Origin of the sequence: Mesorhizobium sp. M0522 (assembly GCF_040321085.1) — a bacterium.
Taxonomy (GTDB): domain Bacteria; phylum Pseudomonadota; class Alphaproteobacteria; order Rhizobiales; family Rhizobiaceae; genus Mesorhizobium.
Window position 1 is genome coordinate 19303 of record NZ_JAMYQW010000034.1, and the last position, 16092, is coordinate 35394.

The 16092-nt window shown below is 63.0% G+C and carries 14 protein-coding genes; 3 read left to right on the plus strand and 11 right to left on the minus strand.

Features of this window, described 5'->3' with window-relative positions; all coding sequences use genetic code 11:
• Window positions 1–149 precede the first annotated feature (149 nt).
• Both NKI58_RS27635 and NKI58_RS27640 read right to left on the minus strand, forming a co-directional pair.
• On the minus strand, window positions 150–1256 hold the full coding sequence (locus NKI58_RS27635; RefSeq protein ID WP_352590123.1) for a mandelate racemase/muconate lactonizing enzyme family protein: 1107 nt from the start codon (window positions 1254–1256) through the stop codon (window positions 150–152).
• Between the two features lie 50 nt (window positions 1257–1306).
• Window positions 1307–2032 carry a GntR family transcriptional regulator gene (locus tag NKI58_RS27640; protein WP_352590120.1) on the minus strand — a complete coding sequence of 242 codons (726 nt, stop codon included), beginning with the start codon at window positions 2030–2032 and terminating at the stop codon, window positions 1307–1309.
• Between the two features lie 251 nt (window positions 2033–2283).
• Between NKI58_RS27640 and NKI58_RS27645 the strand changes: the two genes are divergently transcribed.
• Both NKI58_RS27645 and NKI58_RS27650 read left to right on the plus strand, forming a co-directional pair.
• Window positions 2284–2904 (plus strand): TetR/AcrR family transcriptional regulator, encoded by a 621-nt coding sequence (locus NKI58_RS27645; protein ID WP_352455172.1) that lies wholly within the window; start codon window positions 2284–2286, stop codon window positions 2902–2904.
• A gap of 49 nt (window positions 2905–2953) precedes the next feature.
• Window positions 2954–3364 (plus strand): cupin domain-containing protein, encoded by a 411-nt coding sequence (locus tag NKI58_RS27650; RefSeq protein WP_352827864.1) that lies wholly within the window; start codon window positions 2954–2956, stop codon window positions 3362–3364.
• A 320-nt stretch (window positions 3365–3684) separates the two neighbouring features.
• On the opposite strand, the gene NKI58_RS27655 is transcribed toward NKI58_RS27650, so the two are convergent.
• From NKI58_RS27655 to NKI58_RS27665, 3 genes are read right to left on the minus strand one after another with little or no spacing between them, the layout of a single operon-like run.
• Entirely contained in the window at window positions 3685–4839 is a 1155-nt protein-coding gene (locus tag NKI58_RS27655; protein ID WP_352853975.1) for an efflux RND transporter periplasmic adaptor subunit, read from the minus strand.
• A gap of 16 nt (window positions 4840–4855) precedes the next feature.
• The gene (locus NKI58_RS27660; protein WP_352615187.1) at window positions 4856–8035 is read right to left on the minus strand and encodes an efflux RND transporter permease subunit; all 3180 of its coding nucleotides are present in this window, start codon (window positions 8033–8035) and stop codon (window positions 4856–4858) included.
• On the minus strand, window positions 8029–8301 hold the full coding sequence (locus NKI58_RS27665) for a hypothetical protein (protein ID WP_352788356.1): 273 nt from the start codon (window positions 8299–8301) through the stop codon (window positions 8029–8031). Before NKI58_RS27665 ends, NKI58_RS27660 begins: the two co-directional genes overlap by 7 nt.
• Before the next feature lie 253 nt (window positions 8302–8554).
• Here NKI58_RS27665 and NKI58_RS27670 point away from each other — a divergent pair, with 253 nt between their 5' ends.
• Window positions 8555–9136 (plus strand): TetR/AcrR family transcriptional regulator, encoded by a 582-nt coding sequence (locus NKI58_RS27670; protein WP_352569411.1) that lies wholly within the window; start codon window positions 8555–8557, stop codon window positions 9134–9136.
• 548 nt (window positions 9137–9684) lie between these two features.
• Here the strand turns inward: NKI58_RS27670 and NKI58_RS27675 are convergent.
• The 6 genes from NKI58_RS27675 to NKI58_RS27700 form a co-directional block, all read right to left on the minus strand.
• The gene (locus NKI58_RS27675) at window positions 9685–10707 is read right to left on the minus strand and encodes a LacI family DNA-binding transcriptional regulator (protein ID WP_352590109.1); all 1023 of its coding nucleotides are present in this window, start codon (window positions 10705–10707) and stop codon (window positions 9685–9687) included.
• A 59-nt stretch (window positions 10708–10766) separates the two neighbouring features.
• The gene (locus NKI58_RS27680) at window positions 10767–11561 is read right to left on the minus strand and encodes an ATP-binding cassette domain-containing protein (protein ID WP_352788359.1); all 795 of its coding nucleotides are present in this window, start codon (window positions 11559–11561) and stop codon (window positions 10767–10769) included.
• 3 nt (window positions 11562–11564) lie between these two features.
• Window positions 11565–12551, minus strand: coding sequence for an ABC transporter permease (locus NKI58_RS27685; RefSeq protein WP_352590106.1), 987 nt, complete (start codon window positions 12549–12551; stop codon window positions 11565–11567).
• 107 nt (window positions 12552–12658) lie between these two features.
• A complete protein-coding gene (locus NKI58_RS27690) occupies window positions 12659–13591 on the minus strand; it encodes a substrate-binding domain-containing protein (RefSeq protein ID WP_023716807.1) in 933 nt (310 codons plus the stop codon).
• A gap of 250 nt (window positions 13592–13841) precedes the next feature.
• Window positions 13842–14636: an SDR family oxidoreductase gene (locus NKI58_RS27695; RefSeq protein ID WP_352788363.1), complete on the minus strand. Its 795-nt coding sequence runs from the start codon at window positions 14634–14636 to the stop codon at window positions 13842–13844.
• Window positions 14637–14713: 77 nt separating this feature from the next.
• Window positions 14714–15871 carry a fumarylacetoacetate hydrolase family protein gene (locus tag NKI58_RS27700; protein WP_352788366.1) on the minus strand — a complete coding sequence of 386 codons (1158 nt, stop codon included), beginning with the start codon at window positions 15869–15871 and terminating at the stop codon, window positions 14714–14716.
• Between the last annotated feature and the right edge of the window lie 221 nt (window positions 15872–16092).

Below are 16092 nucleotides of genomic sequence, written 5' to 3' on the forward strand. Positions count from 1 at the left end.
CAAATGAAAAATATTTCAACCGGCAATTGGGCATTGTCGCTCTGCAATCGGCCGAAGACGATTGGAGGAGCGGTCATCCACACGGCCGTGCCTCCGCAGTCAGAAGGACGCGGCATATTCAGGTTGATTGGGTGCAGCCTTGTTGTAGCTCAGCTGCCGATTTCGAAGAAGGGCGCACCAAGCAGGCCGGGAACGACATCGATGCCGAGGCCCGGCCCATCCGGAATGCCCATACGGCTTCCCGAAACCGGCGGCATGTTGGATGCGGTGCGCACCGTCACCCATTCGTGGAAGGCGATGGCGTGCAGCCGGCGCTCCTCCGGCGTCGACAGCGACAGATGCGCCATGGCCGATGTGTCGATCTCGGCGCCGCCAGTGTCTTCGACCGTGATCATGAAGCCGAGGTCGACGGCAAGGTCGCGGATCTGGCGCGTTTTGGTGACGCCGCCGAGGCGCGAGATCTTCAGCGTCAGCCCGTCGGCCGCGCCCTTGCGGTGGATGTCGAGCATATCGTCCAACGAGGCGACGGATTCGTCGAGCACCATCGGCTTGTCGAGCGAGCGGCGCACCGACAGGCATTCGTCGATCGTCGTGCAGGGCTGCTCGAACGTGTAGTCGATGGTGCGCGTCGCATCCACGAACTGGCGCGCCTCGTAAGGGGTCCAGCCGGCATTGGCGTCGCAGAAGATGACGGTGCCCTTCGGCACCGCGGCGGCAACGGCTGTGACGCGTTCGATGTCGTCATGGACGTTGCCGCCGACCTTGACCTGCAGCCGTTGAAATCCTTTCCCGACGATGTGCTTGGCAAGTGCGGCCATCGCGTCGACCGTGCCGTGGGTGACGACCTTGTAGAGTTCCGCCGTCTCGCTCTCGCGGCCGCCAAGCAACGTGACCAGCGGCACGTCGGCGGCGCGCGCCGCGAGATCCGAGCATGCCATGTCGAGCGCCGACTTGATGTAGGGATGGCCCTTGAACACCGTGTCCATCAACCTGTTGATACTGGCAAGCCCGCGTGGGTCATGGCCAATGAGATGCGGCGCGATCTCGACGACGCCGGCGCGAGTACCCGCAGCGAAGGCAGGCGAATAGAAATTACCAAGCGGCGCCATCTCGCCCCAGCCGGTGAGCCCGCTATCGGCCGTGACGGCGACGATCACCGCGTCGAACGCATCGGCGACACGCCCCTTGGACATGCGGTAGGGCCCGTCCACGAAGGGCTGCACGACATGGTAGGCCTTGATGGTTTTGATCTGCACGTTTTCTGTCCGTTGTCTGTGTTCCGGGATGTCCGTCAAATTTGTCGGGCTCAGCCGCCTTTAGGTCGGCCGGCACGATCGGCGCCGGCGCCCTTTGAGCCGCGCTGTTCCAGCCCGCGCGCATAGGCGAGCAGTTCTTCGAAATCCAGGTCGATATGGTCCTTGGCGTGGCGCTGTGCGGCGCGCATGTCGCTGCCCTTGAGCAGCCGTACATAGGTCTCGTGAGCATCTACGGCAGGCACCGGCTCGTTGCGCGCCCGCTGGTGCAGCGCGAAATACATCTGCAGCCGGCTGGTCAGCCGCTGCCAGGTTTCCAGCAGCACCGAATTGTCGGCCCATTCGTGGATCAGGCCATGCAGTTGCAGCGCTGTTTCGATCTGCCGCGTCGTGTCCAGGCCGCGCGTCGCCTGCTTCACCGCCGCATGGCGCCGGTCAAGCTCGTCGAAGAAGCGCTGGTCGCGAAGCGGCCAGGTCCGCTCGATGGCGAACTCGTCGAGCACCTTGTTGAGCGAATAGGCGTCGTCGATGTCCTTGGCGGTGACGTTGATGACGAAGGTTCCGGCGTAGGGGATGCTGGTCAGGATGCCTTCCTGCACCAGCTCGCGCATTGCCTCGCGCAGCGGCGCGCGGCTCACCCGCATCTGCTCGGAAATCCTGAGTTCGTTGAGCTTCTGTCCCGGTTCCAGCCGGCCGGTCAGGATCGCCCGCCGGAGCAGCCCCACGATCTCGGCCCTGCGTGTCGTATCCGCGATCGGACTGAAATCCAGCTTTGCCATTCGGCTGCTCCAGGGAACCGAAAGCAAGACAAGCAGATTGTCGACAATCTTACAAGAGCTGGATTCTCGATCCTGGAGACATTGGCGCCCTTCCGGCCTCGGCCAGCCTGACCATGCAAGCCGACCAGGTCCCGGCCGCTGAGCGTCAGCTGGCTTCTCGCAGCGGGAAACAACCTGGTGCGTAGCCTTCGCAATGTCCATTGACGACTGGGAAGGTTTGTGTCACTAGCAGTGACATGAATTCACAAACGATGACTCAGAAATACGAGAGCCCGCTGCGGGCAGAGCAGGCGCAGGCCACGCGCGAGCGCATCCTCGCGTCCATTCGAACGATTCTGGAGCAAAATCCGTACAGCCTCCTTGGCTTCGATGAGGTTGCCGAGGTTTCGGGCGTAAACCGACGGACCATCTTCCGCCATTTCCCGACGAAGGAAGCGCTTTTGGAAGCCTTTTGGGCCAGCACCAATGCCTCTCTGGGAGTGCGGTTCTGGCCTGAGCGGGAGCAGGATCTGATCGATCTTCCTCCCGACCTTTTCGCCTCGTTGGACGCAATCGAAGGCGTAGTCAGAGCCTCGCATGCGAGCGCTACCGGGCGCGAGATGCGCCTGCAAGCCAATGGTGAGCGGCAACGTGCCTTTCAGAGCAGCCTTTCGCAAGTCGCAAACGGAATGGACCCGAAGGCGGCGCGCCAGCTTGAGGCCGTGATCCAGCTCCTGTTCAGCGCCACTGCCTGGCAGACGATGAAAGACTACTGGGGTCTTACCGGCCGTGAGGCCGGAGAGGCAGCCGCCTGGGCAATTCGCGCCTTGCTCAATGCGGCAAAATCGCAGCAAGGCGCTGTTCGTAAGGAAAAAGCAAGTGACTTGGCATAAGACCAAAGCGACGGTCCATCCGGCCGATTCGGTTCAAGGCTTCTGGGTAATGGGCGATCAGGTCGCTGTCCGGGCAAAGCTCGCTGGGACGGCACTCAACGTGATCGACGTCACGGTACCTCCTGGAAGCGGCACGCCGCCCCACACGCATCCTTCCGCGGAAATTTTCCGCATTCTCGAGGGCACCCTCACGATATGGACAATGATCGATGGGGTCGCGCAAGAATATGAGGTGGAACCCGGTGATGTCGTCACCATTCCGGGCAACGCGCCCCATGGCTATCGCAATGCTGGTCCCGTGCCGGTTATTTTCATGGCGATCGTCGACGACGAGATGATCGCATTCTTCGAAGAGGCTGCATCCAAGGACGCGCCCTCCGGCCCGCCGACCGCTGGCATGATTAACCGCGTGATCGAGCTTACCGGACGCCACGGGATCCGGATCCTGCAGGCGGCCTGACCGGCGAAACCGTTGCGCCAGGATTTGACCTGGAAGACGGTGCCTTATGCCGCCTAAATCCAGCAGTCCATCCATCCAGGTCGAAGCGGGCGTTCGCGCGAGTGATACGTGTAGCCGCGACAAGCCGTCGGCTGGATGGATGTCTCGTTTGCTGATCCACAAACTGCCTTCACAGTTGGAGAGCGCCTCTATGCTGCCATCGTCGCCAGAGCCGCCGTTCGCACTACGGCTTGAATCGGCCGTGTCGAAAACATCAGCAAAAACGGCGCCCTTGGCGTGGGAGCCGAGGGCGCCGCGGGACCGGAACCTGATGGGGGTTATCAGGTGGCCGGTTTCTCGGGCAGCGGCGAGATCGGCATTCCCGGGCCGATCTTCTGCAGATTGCCGGTAATCACCCGGTCGCCTTCGGCCACACCGCTCAAGATGGCGACCTGATCGCCATTGGTCGGTCCGAGCGAAACGATACGCTGGTCGACCGTGTTGTCCTTGCCGACGACATAGAGGTATTTGCCGAGCTGGCCTGAGCCGAGTGCCGTCTGCGGTACCATCAGCGCATCGGGCTGCTCTTTGACGTGCAGCCGGACGCGGACATATTGGCCGGGCAGCAGCGTGAACTTGCCGTTGCCGACCGTCGCCCGTGCCGTGATCGTGCCGGTCGATCGATCGATCGTGTTGTCCATGAAGGTAAGATCGCCCTTCTGGCGCGGTTCCGTTTCACCGGGAAGCAGGACGTCGACACTGATCGGTCCCGCGGCCCGGGCTTCCTCGATCTGTGTCAGGTCCGTTTCGCTCGGATTGAAGATGACGTAGATCGGATCGAGCTGCACCAGCGAATTGAGCACCGTGCCGGCGACGCTGACCAGCGTTCCAACAGATGCTTGGCTGCGTCCGATGCGTCCCGCGAACGGGGCACGGATTTCGGTGTAGCTCAAATTGAGCTCGGCGGTCCGCAAGGCGGCCTGGTTCACGGCGAGCGAGGCCTGAGCCTCACGCAAGGTGCTGGTGCGCTGGTCGAACACGTCCTTGGCGAGATAGCCGCTCTTGGCGAGTTCGCTGCCGCGCCCGAGATTGGAGCGCGCATAGTCGAGCGTCGCCGTGTCGCGCTGGATAAGCGCCTTCGCCTGCTCGAGGGCAGCCTGGAAATCCTCAGGGGCGATCTTGTAGAGAAGGTCGCCCTTCGCAACGTCGCTGCCGTCGGTAGCGACCTGCTCCTGCAGATAACCCGGCACGCGCGCCTGCAGCGTGATGCTGCGGATCGGCTCCACCCGGGCGGCGTAGTCGAGATAGATCGGGATCGTCTTCTTGACGACGCTCACCACCGGCACCGGCATGACAAAAGCTTCCGGCTTGGGTGTCGCCGCCCCGGCTGTGCCGGCGTTGAGGCTGAGGCTGCCCATGTCGAGCAGGTGAACGCTCGCCACCGAAATCGCCCCAAGGGCGACGGCCGTTCCCAGCGCGATTTTCCATTTACGCATGATCAATTCTCCAGTCCTATTCGGCCGCTTCGGCCAATGGCTCGAAGGCGGGTTCGGCAGTTGGTTGTTCGGTCGCTTCGGAAACCGGTTCGCTCTCGCTGCGGCGCTCGCGCAGCTGCTCGATCACCGCATAGAAGACCGGCACGAACACCAGCGACAGGATCGTCGCCGCGACCATGCCGCCAAAGACGGTGGTGCCGATCGACTGCCGGCTTGCGGCACCCGCACCCGTGGCGAACATCAGCGGCAGCACGCCGAGGATGAAGGCGAAGGCGGTCATCAGGATCGGCCGCAGCCGCAGCCGCGCGGCTTCCATCGCGGCGTCGACGATGCTGAGGCCTTCTTCGCGCCGGCGCCGGGCAAACTCGACGATCAGAATCGCGTTCTTGGCCGCCAGTCCGATCAGCATGACGAAGCCTATCTGCGAATAGACGTCGATCTGCATGCCGCGCAGCCACAGCACGACGAATGCACCGAACAGTGCGAGCGGCACCGCCAGCAGCACCATGAACGGCATCGCCCAGCTCTCATATTGCGCGGCGAGGATCAGGAAGACGAAGACGATCGCGAGACCAAAGACGACGGATGCGATCGATCCCGCCTTGAGCTCCTGATAGGTGATGCCGGTCCATTCGTAGCCGAAGTCTCTCGGCAACGCCGTGGCAGCGGCGCGTTCCATCGCCGCCACCGCCTGGCCGGACGAAAAGCCGGGGGCGGCGCCGCCATTGATCAGGGCCGACGCATTGTTGTTGTAGTGCGGCACGGTCTCGGGGCCGACGACGGGCACAAGCTTGCCCAGCGTGCTCAGCGGCACCATGCCACCCGACGCATTGCGGACATAGAGCCGCGATATGTCGGCCGGACCGGCGCGAGAGTCCTTGTCGGCCTGTATCGTCACCCGGAAGGTGCGGCCGAACAGGTTGAAATCGTTCACATAGAGCGAGCCGAGATAGATCTGCAGCGTATTGAACACGTCCGGCAGGTTGAGCCCGAGCAGCTTCGCCTTGGCGCGATCGAGATCGTAGTTGAACTGCGGCGTCGAGGTCGAGAACGACGAGAACAATTGCTGTGGGTTGAGCTCGGGCTGCTTGCGCGCCTCGGCAATCACGGCTTGCGTCGCATCGTTGAGCGCCACGCTGCCGCGGCCGGTCAGGTCCTCGACCTGGAACTCGAAGCCCCCGGTGGTGCCAATGCCTGGGATCGACGGCGGGTCGAAGCTCAGCGCAAAAGCCTCTGGAATTTGCAGCAGCTTGTTGCGCACGTCGGCGACGAGCTTAGACGCGCTCTGATCGGGGCCGCGTTCGTCCCATGGCTTCAGGATAGCGAATTCGACCGCCGAATTCGACTGCGCGGCACTGGTCAGGAAGTTCAAGCCGCTGATCGAGCCGACGATGTCGACGCCGGGCGTGTTCTGCAGGATGTCGCGTGCCTTTTGCGCCACCGCGTCGGTGCGTTCCAGCGAGGCCCCGTCGGGGAGCTGGATGACGACGAAGAAATAGCCCTGGTCCTCGACCGGAAGGAAGGTCGAGGGCAGGCGCTGCCAGACGAAATAGGTCGCGACAAGTCCGGCCGCGAACACGCCGAGCATGATCCAGCGCAGGCGGATGAGAATACGGACCCCATTCGCATAGGCATGCGCCAGCCGTTCGAAGCCCATGTTGAACCAGCGGAACAGCACGAACTGCGTTTCCGGCCGGTGGCGCAGGAAGGCGGCGCTGAGCGACGGGGTAAGCGTCAGCGAGACGAAGGCCGAGATGCCGAAGGAGATCGCCACCGTCAGGGCGAACTGGTTGTAGAGCCGGCCGGACACGCCCGGAATGAAGGCGACCGGCACGAACACCGCCATCAGCACGGCGGTCGTCGCGATGATCGGGCCGGTGACCTCCGCCATCGCGGTGCGCGTGGCAGCCAGAGGTTTGAGACCGGCCTCAAGTTGGCGTTCGACATTCTCGACGACGACGATGGCGTCGTCGACGACGAGGCCAATCGCCAGCACCATGCCGAGCAGGCTGAGCATGTTCAGTGAGAAGCCAAGCATATGCATGACGGCCAGCGTCGCCACCAGCGACACCGGAATTGCGATCGTCGGGATGATCGTGGTGCGCCAGCTTTGCAGGAAGATGAACACCACGGCGACGACCAGGACCAGCGCTTCGCCGAGCGTGATCAGCACGTCGTGCATTGAGGCCGAAACGAAACGTGTCGTATCGTAATGCATGGCGTAGCTGACGCCCTTCGGGAAACGGGCCGACAGCTCCTGCATCTTGTCCTTGACGCGCTGCTGCAGATCGAGCGCGTTGGAGCCCGGCATCTGGTAGACCGCGAGCACCACCGTCGGGTCCTTGCCGAAGAAGGCCGACGACGAATATTGCAGCGCGCCGAGCTCGATGCGCGCAACGTCGCGCAGCCTGACCAGCGAGCCGTTGGCGGTATTGGCCCGCACGACGATGTCGCCGAACTCCTTGGGATCGCTCAGCCTGCCGACGGCGTTGACCTGCATCTCGAAGGCGGTGCCGGCCGGAGCCGGCGACTGCCCGATCTTGCCGGCCGCCACCTGGACGTTCTGCTCGGCGACGGCGTTCTGCACGTCGACGGCAGTAATGCCGAGATTGGCTAGCTTGTCGGGGTCGAGCCAGATGCGCATCGAATAGCGCCGCTCACCGAAGATCTGCACGTCGCCGACGCCGGGCAGGCGCTTCAGCGGATCGACCACCTGCAAGTAGGCGAGGTTGCTCAGCGCGACCGGGTTGACGGAACCGTCTGGCGAGGTGAGGTCGACGATCAGGACGAAGTTCGGGTTCTGCTTCTTGATCGTCACGCCGCCCTGATTGACGATGGCCGGCAACGAGGAAGCCGCCTGCGAAACGCGGTTCTGGACGTCGACGGCCGCCGTGCTCAGATCGTAGCCGACGTCGAAGGTGATTGTGATCGTCGAGGAGCCGTCATTGGAGCTCGACGACGACATATAGGTCATCCCCTGGACGCCGTTGATCTGCTGTTCGAGCGGCGTCGTCACCGTGTCGGCGACGACCTGCGCGCTGGCGCCCGGGTAATGGGCGCTGACCACGACCTGGGGCGGCGTGATGTCGGGAAACTGCGAGACGGGCAGGAGGAAATAACAGATCGCTCCGGCGAGCACCATGATGATGGCGATCGCCGACGCAAAGATCGGACGATGAATGAAGAAGTTTACCATGAGATGCAAGCCTCGCCCGATGCTCTGGCCCGGCCAAACGCCCTGGCTACCCTGGACAGCCGCCGGCTGCGTGTTGAGCCGGAATCTTCGAGAAAGCCGAAATCTTCAAGGCGGCGCGGCGCATTGCGGCGCTCGGCCTGTTCGTCCGCCACCGCACGCAGCATCGCCTCGAAAGACCGCGGGTCGACGCGGTCGGCCTTCATCAGCATGCGGATCATCGGATCCCTTACGACTTCATCGATCGTCAGATCATTGCGCTGCGACATCGAAGCGGCTCCTGGTTTTTGGTGATCCGCGGCAAGCCGCGGATCTGGTGTTTTCTTGCTCGCCGGCCGAGGCCGTGAGGTGCGGTTCGTCCCCTTGCCGATCGGGGCGGGGCTGATGGCTGGCACTTGCGAGTTTGACATGATGCAATGCGGGTGTTACAGGTAAGTAACATCTCTAACGTTACAGACCGGTAACACCCTAGTCAAGAGGTGCACCGAGGGAATTTCGGGAAACGCAATCACGGAGGTTTTGATGACAGACGTTGTTGTGGAGCGTGTTCGCCCCCGGGACAGGATCCTGGAGACGGCACGGGACATGTTTCACAAGCATGGCATTCGCGGCGTCGGCATCGACGCCATCACCGAGGCCGCCGGCACAAACAAGATGACGCTCTACCGGCATTTCGAGTCCAAGGACGACCTGATCATCGAATGTCTGCGGGCGACTGCCTGCAGCGCCAACGCGATGTGGGAGAAGTTCGAGGCCGAGAATCCGGGCGACAAGCTGGCGCAGCTGCATGCCTGGGTCCGGATGGCGGCCGATTGCCTGATGTCGGATCGCCGCGGTTGCGACATGGCCAACGCCGCCATCGAGCTGAGCGAGGCCGATCATCCGGCAAGGCAAGTGATCAAGGAGCTCAAGGAAGCGCAGCGCGAGCGGCTGGTCTCGCTGTGTCGCGATGCCGGCATCGGCCAGGCCGAGCTTCTTGCGGACACGCTGTCGCTGTTGCTCGAGGGCGCCCGCGTCAGCCTGCAAAGCGTCGGCGCCGAGGGCCCGAGCGCGCAGTTCGTCCGCATGGCGGAAGGCCTGATCACGTCTTTCAGGGCCAGATAGTCTCGCAAGCGGCGAAACGATACGTGGCGTTTCGATTGCGGGCCGCGTCGCCGGGTGATGTCTCGTCCCATCGCGATGTGCCATCTCGCGTCTCCTGTGCCGATCCTCCGCACCATGGCCGGCGCGGCGTTGATCGCTGGTCGTGAGGCAGGATAGGGCCGCCGGCGAACCGGTGAGAGTGACAAGTGTGACAGGATTCTGCCCGACAAGCCGCGGCGGTCGCAGCGAAGCTCATCGATCCGCGGATCAGCAAACGTGTCCGGTGCTGTCCCGACCGCAAGCATTGGCCGCTATCCTGGAGCTGGAACAAAAAAAGCCCGCTGCCGGGAGGAGGTGGCAGCGGGCTCGATATCGAATACGGCACGGGAGGAGGTGTACCGCACTCAGCGTCGGCATCGCATCTGGGAGGAGTAGATGGCCGACACCTGCAAAACTATCGATTGCCCAATGATTCGGCAACCACAAAAGTTGCATAGGTGATGTGCAGATTTGCGGTATCAACCGAATTTTAACGATCGAGGCCCGAGCGACCATCGCCTCGCGCGACATCACTGCACCGGGACATTTTCCTTGAAGATCAGGCGCGGCTCGATGAATTTCCGCGTCAGATAGGGCGCCGACGAGGCGATCGAGCCGAGCAGGCGAATGACCGACTGTTCGGCGATCAGCCGCGCATTCTGGTCGATGACGACGTCGAGCAGATCGTCGACGAGATAGCCGCGCGTCTCGCGCGTCAGATCATGGCAGATGAACACCGGCTTCGTCTGCGGCCTGACTTCGAGCAATGCTTTTGCCACGCCCGAGCGCCCGGCGCCGATACAATAGATGCCGAGCAGCTCCGGCGCGTTGTGCAGCGCCTTCATGGTCGCGGTATAACTGACCTCCGGCTCATCGTTGATCTCCACGGCGCTAGTGACGGTTAGGTTGGGGAACTCCTCGCCGAGCACGGAGCGAAAGCCCATCTCGCGTTCCTCATGGCCGCGGTAGGAGCGTGAACCGACGACCATCGCCAGATGGCCCTGGCGGCCGCCGAGGAACCGTCCCATCAGCAGCGCCGCCGTACGGCCGGCCACCCGGTTGTCAATGCCGACATAGGCCGAGCGGGGCGCGCCCGGAACATCGGACACAAGTGTGACCAGGCGGATGCCGGCCTCGACGATCTCGCGCAAGATGTTGCGCGTTCTCGGGTGATCGACGGCAATGACGCCGACACCGTTCGCCTTGAGCGAGAGGTTTTCGACGGCCGCCTGCAAGGCACTCGGCGAGATGCCGGCGAGCTTGTGGATGCGGCAGGAGGCGACCAGCGGCAGGCGCGCCGCATAATCCTCGATGTGCCTGGCCAGATCGGCCATGAAGGCATTGCTGCCTATCGGCAGGAAGAATTCGAGATGCGCCGGCCGCGAGGGCAACGCTACCTGGTCGACCACCGGCAGATAGCCGAGCTGCTTGGCCGCCTCCATCACGCGCTGCCGGTTGGCGGCACTGGCTCCCGCCCGGTTGTTGAGCACACGGTCGACCGTCGCGGTCGACAGGCCGCAGCTCCTGGCAATATCCGAAACGGTGGCTTTCATGTCGCAACCATGTGGCGATGCGATCCAGTGCCTCGACGATCAGGCCGACCCCCGGCTGCTCAGCCGGGCCGTTGCGTGCCCTCGACCAGCGCGTCATGGATCTCCTTGTCCGACATGCCGGTGATGACGCGTTCGACTTCGGCGACGCTGGTCTTCTTCGGGTCGACATCGTCGGCGACCACCTTGCCGCGGCGCATGACGACGATGCGGTCGACCACCTGGAAGACATGATGGATGTTGTGGGCGATGAAGATGCAGGAATGGCCGGAATCGCGGGCACTGCGCACGAAGCTCAGCACGCCTTGCGTTTCGGCGACGCCGAGATTGTTGGTCGGCTCGTCGAGGATGATGAGATCGCTGTCGAAATGCATGGCGCGCGCAATCGCCACCGCCTGCCGCTCGCCGCCGGAGAGCGAGCCGATCGGCGTCGTCGGCGGGATGTTCTTCGAGATGCCGACCTGCTTGAGCAGGTCGCGGGCAACCACGTTCATCGCCTCCTGGTCCATGCGGTTGAGGAAACGCGGCGGCTTGATCGGCTCGCGTCCGAGGAACAGGTTGCGGGCGATCGACAGCTGCGTCACCAGCGCGGAGTCCTGGTAGATCGTCTCGATGCCATGGGCGATGGCGTCGCTGGTGCTGCGCAGATTCACCTTCTTGCCGCGGATGAAGATGTCGCCGCTGGTCAGCGGGACCGCGCCCGACAGCACCTTGATCAGCGTCGACTTGCCGGCGCCGTTGTCGCCGAGCAGTCCAACGATCTCCCTTTCGTTGACATGGAAATTGGCATCAACCAGCGCCTGCACGCGGCCATAGGACTTGCGGATATTTTCCATGCGGACAAGCGGTTCGGCCATGGTTCAAGTCCCTGCCTGATGCCGGCGTTCCAGCCATGAATGGAGCGCCATCATGCCGAGGATGATGGCGCCGATGAAAATATTATAGGCAAGGCCGGGCACACCGATCAGCACGATGCCGTTGCGCATCACGCGCAGGATCAGGATACCGAGCACCGTGCCGATGATTGTGCCGCGCCCGCCGGTCAGCGCCGTGCCGCCGATCACCACCATGGCGATGACTTCGAGCTCGTAGCCGGTGCCGCTGTTGGGGTTGGCCGCAGAGGTGCGTAGCGAGGAGATGACGCCGGCAAGCGAGGCCAGGATCGACGACAGGATGAACAGGCCGATCTTGACGCCGCTGACATTGACGCCGCGCGCCCTTGCAGCACTCGGGTTGCCGCCGGCCGCCTGGATCCAGTTGCCTGTCCGGCTCTGCGTCAGAACGTAGCCGAGCACGATTGCGGCGGCGATGAACCAGAACAGCGACATGTAGATACGGAACGGCCCGATGAAGAAATCGCCGACCAGCGCTTCCGCCAGCCAGCTGCCCTCGGCGCTCCAGGTCCGCTGCGGAAACCCGTTGGTGACGAACAAAGCGGTGCCGCGCACCACCAGCAGCATGCCCAGCGTCACCAGGAAGGACGGGATCTTGAGTTGCGTCACGAAGCAGCCATTGACCAGTCCAATGAATGCAGCGACCACCAGCGAGATGACGAAGGCGGCTTCGAGCGAGGCGACGCCGCTGTTGAACAACGTCCACATCAGGACCGGCGAGAAACCGAACACCGAGCCGACCGAGAGGTCGAATTCGCCTGATGTCATCAACAGCGTCATCGCCAGCGCGATCAGCCCGAGCTCGACCGTGAAGGCCAGCGTGTTCGAGATGTTCTGCGGCGACAGGAAGTCGTGGTTGATGCCCCAGAACACGGCGATCTCGACGACGAGCAGCACAAACGGCCCGAACTCGGGCCGCGCGATCGAGCGTTGGATAAGAGAACGATTTTCCACCTTGGACCCGCGATAGGATTGGATTTGGCCGCGACCGCAACCGGCTTCGGCGGAATGATGAGACGGTCACGGCCGCCGAAGCGGCCGTGGCCAACTCGATCGCGGATTTATTTGCCGGACAGGATCTTGTCGTAGACCGCCGCGGTGTCCTTCTCGTAGAGCGCGCCGGTGATCACGTCGAAGCCAGGCGGGATACCGCTCGCCGCCATGTTGGCGAGCGAGAGCGCGACGTAGCTGGTCGCCTGCGGATCCTGCCATTGGCCGGCATTGACGTAGCCGTTCAGCACTTCCTGGGTGGTGTCGAGCGAGTTGCCCCAGCCGACGACCGGGATTTCGCCCGGCTTGACGCCGACCTGGTCGAACACCCGCTTGATCGAGCCGGTGACAAGGTCGCCGAGACCGATGACCGCCTTGACCTTGGCCCGGTTGGCGGTGAGGTAATCGACCATGCGGTTGATCACTTCGGCCTGGTCGAGCGTCGCTTCGGTGATTTCATAGGTGATGCCGAGCGGCTCGAAGACGCTCTTGATGCCTTCCTCTTCCTGGACGCCATAGGTGGCGCCGGGAATTTCGACCGGCATCCAGACGAAGTCGCCCTTCTTCACCAGGCCCTTGTCGACCAAATACTGCGCCCAATGCTTGCCGAAGGTGACGTTGTCGCCGCCGACATAGGCGTTGAAATCCGCCTTCGGGTCGGGCGTGTTGAAGTTGATGATCGGGATGTTCGCCGCCCGCGCTTCCTTGACGATCTCGACAAGGCTGCCCGGATCGGGGCTGGTCGTGGTGATGCCGTCGGCCTTGGCGGCGATTGCGGCGCGGACGGCTTCCTGTTGCGACGCCACGTCGCCATTGTGGAACGACGTGTTGACGGTGTTGCCGGTGTCCGTCGCCCATTGCTTGGCGCCGGCAAGGAAGTAGGTCCAGACCGGATCGGCCGGGCCGCCATGCGAAATCCAGTAGAACGTCTTGGCCTGTGCCGCGGCCGGAATGGCCAGCGCCACCACCAAGCCAAGTACAAGCAGTCTTAGCCTCGTCAGCATTTGATTTCCTCCCATTTGAACCGAACTCCTCCTCCGACGACGATCGCGGCCAAAGCCGTGCGCGGCCAACAACCGTGGTCGCATTTGCCAGCGTCGACCTGGGCGCATTAGAGCATTCCCTTTTTCGACCGATGGCAAGCCTCCATCGCCAATGGACGTTGGCGCAAGGCACCACGCCATCAGCAATCCCATCAGATTGCATCAGTTTGGCTGATATTTTCCAGGCGGCCGACGATCGGCCTTGTGACCGTCATGCAATCCCGCGCGGCGGCGCGCCGAGCACGTATTGCTCTAGGTCGATAAGCGTCCCGGTCATCAGCCCGGAGGCGTCGCTGAGCAGGAACAGCGTTAGCTGGGCGACTTCGTCCATGGTCAGCAATCGACCAAGCGGCAGGCCGGCGGCGGCAATCTTTGCCCAGTTTTCGCCCTTGCCCAGCGTGCGCGCCTGCATCTCTTGTTCGGCCGGCGTCGCTACCCAGCCCATGTTGATGCCGTTGACGCGGATGCGATCGGAAAGATGTGCGTTGGCAATGTTTCTGGTCAGCGTCGAAAGCGCGCCCTTGGTTGCGGAATAGATGGCAAGGTCCGGCGCACCGCAATGCGCATTCACCGACAGTATGTTGACGATGGCGCCCGCCGCCCGCCGTGTCTTCATGTCGGCTACGGCCCCCTGCATGAGGAAAAACGGCGCGCGCGCATTGACGGAAAACAACCTGTCCCAGTCGTCGATTGTGCCAGTTTCCAGAGAGGCCCGGTCGGTGAGGGCCGCGGCGTTCACCAGACAATCGATGCGGCCGAGTCTTTTGATCGCTTCCGCCATGACAGCTGCAGGCGCGGCCGGATCTCCAAGGTCGGCCTGGATGAAGACGACGGGCCGGCTTGGTCGTGAAAGCTCTTCGGCGATGCGTCTGCCACGCTCGGCATTGCGGCCGACAATGGCGATCCCTTCGACGCCATCGGCTGAGGCCAGCCGGACGATGGTCTCGCCAAGTCCTTGCGTTCCGCCGGTAACGACAAGGGTCTTGCCCTCAAGAGCGACGATCAATGGACTCTCCCGAATGCCGACGAGCAGGTAATTTCCAATCAGAGAATTCTAGAATCTATCGGATGTAGGGTGGGGGACTAGATGAGGTCGGCCCTGGCAAGGTCGCGCATCAGGTGGCTGGCACCGTAAGTCCAGTGCGGACAGTCGGGCGACAACCGCACCCGGTTGACCAAGGCGCCGAACTTCTCTGACGATATGGTGACGATGTCGCCGACCTTGTGGGTAAAGCCCTTGCCTGTTTCGCCGCGATCCTTCGACGGCACGAACATCGTGCCGAGATAGAGCGCCAGCCCGTCCGGGTATTGGTGATGTGGCCCCATGGCGGCGGCGACCAACTCTTCCGGCGAGCGGCTGATCTCGGCCATCGAACTGGCGCCCTCCAGCGAGAACCCATCCTCGCCTTCGACCTTCAGGCGTACGATCGCCTGCTTCACGTCGCCAATGGAAAATGTCTCGTCGAACAGCCGGATAAAGGGGCCAAGTGCTGCCGAGGCGTTGTTGTCCTTGGCTTTGCCGAGCAGCAGCGCCGAGCGCCCCTCGACGTCGCGCAGATTGACGTCGTTGCCGATCGTCGCCCCGACAATCCTGCCGCTGCTGGCGGCAATCATGGCGATCTCCGGCTCCGGATTGTTCCATGTCGAAACCGGATGCAGGCCGACGTCGGCGCCGAAGCCGACCGAGGCCATCGGCTGGCATTTGGTGAAGATCTCGGCATCGGGGCCGATGCCGACTTCCAGATATTGCGACCAGGCGCCGCGCGCAATCAGCTTGGCCTTGATCTCCATCGCTTCCGGCGAGCCGGGCTTGAGCTTCGACAGATCGTGGCCGATCAGCCCGGCAATGTCGGCGCGAATGGCGTCGGCCTTTTCCGCCGAACCGCGCGCCTGCTCCTCAATAACGCGCTCGAGCAAGCTGACGACAAAGGTGACGCCAGATGCCTTGATCGCCTGCAGGTCGACGGGGGACAGCAGATACGGTTTCCCCGGATCGCGCGCTGTCTCGAAACTGTTGGCGGCAATGGCATCGAGCGGGCCGATCGGCCGCCCCTTGGCCGAGCGGACGTGCCCCGCCGGATCCGGCAATTCGCAAACGTCGCGTACGGTCGGTGCGACATTTGATGTGATGTCGAAGACCGTGCCGTCACGCACCGTGACCACCAGCGGAAGGGAAGCATCGCTCGCCCGGGCGCGGCCCACGAAGAGGCCTTCGGCGGGCAAATGTGTGGCGTTCGTCATGGCTTACATTTCCTGTTGTCTTGTCCTTCGGCCGCGGCACTTTCAACAAATTCCCGCCAAAGGTCTATCCCGCTTGCAGGGCGAGCTTTGTCAATTCTTTCAAGCGGTCTTCGCATCGCTGGACCTTGATCGAGCCTGACGTGCGCCAACGGCGACGGAAAACGCTCTTTCAAAATAATGAAACCGTCGCTAGGGTTTTCACCTACTGAAATCTTCAGGTG

Bases quoted from the DNA above. Each gene is read 5' to 3' on its own strand.
- NKI58_RS27645 (WP_352455172.1), top strand. From the start codon at position 2,284: ATGACTCAGAAATACGAGAGCCCGCTGCGGGCAGAGCAGGCGCAGGCC.
- NKI58_RS27650 (WP_352827864.1), top strand. From the start codon at position 2,954: ATGGGCGATCAGGTCGCTGTCCGGGCAAAGCTCGCTGGGACGGCACTC.
- NKI58_RS27700 (WP_352788366.1), bottom strand. From the start codon at position 15,871: ATGACGAACGCCACACATTTGCCCGCCGAAGGCCTCTTCGTGGGCCGC.
- NKI58_RS27640 (WP_352590120.1), bottom strand. From the start codon at position 2,032: ATGGCAAAGCTGGATTTCAGTCCGATCGCGGATACGACACGCAGGGCC.
- NKI58_RS27690 (WP_023716807.1), bottom strand. From the start codon at position 13,591: ATGCTGACGAGGCTAAGACTGCTTGTACTTGGCTTGGTGGTGGCGCTG.
- NKI58_RS27675 (WP_352590109.1), bottom strand. From the start codon at position 10,707: ATGAAAGCCACCGTTTCGGATATTGCCAGGAGCTGCGGCCTGTCGACC.
- NKI58_RS27660 (WP_352615187.1), bottom strand. From the start codon at position 8,035: ATGGTAAACTTCTTCATTCATCGTCCGATCTTTGCGTCGGCGATCGCC.
- NKI58_RS27655 (WP_352853975.1), bottom strand. From the start codon at position 4,839: ATGCGTAAATGGAAAATCGCGCTGGGAACGGCCGTCGCCCTTGGGGCG.
- NKI58_RS27665 (WP_352788356.1), bottom strand. From the start codon at position 8,301: ATGTCGCAGCGCAATGATCTGACGATCGATGAAGTCGTAAGGGATCCG.
- NKI58_RS27670 (WP_352569411.1), top strand. From the start codon at position 8,555: ATGACAGACGTTGTTGTGGAGCGTGTTCGCCCCCGGGACAGGATCCTG.
- NKI58_RS27680 (WP_352788359.1), bottom strand. From the start codon at position 11,561: ATGGCCGAACCGCTTGTCCGCATGGAAAATATCCGCAAGTCCTATGGC.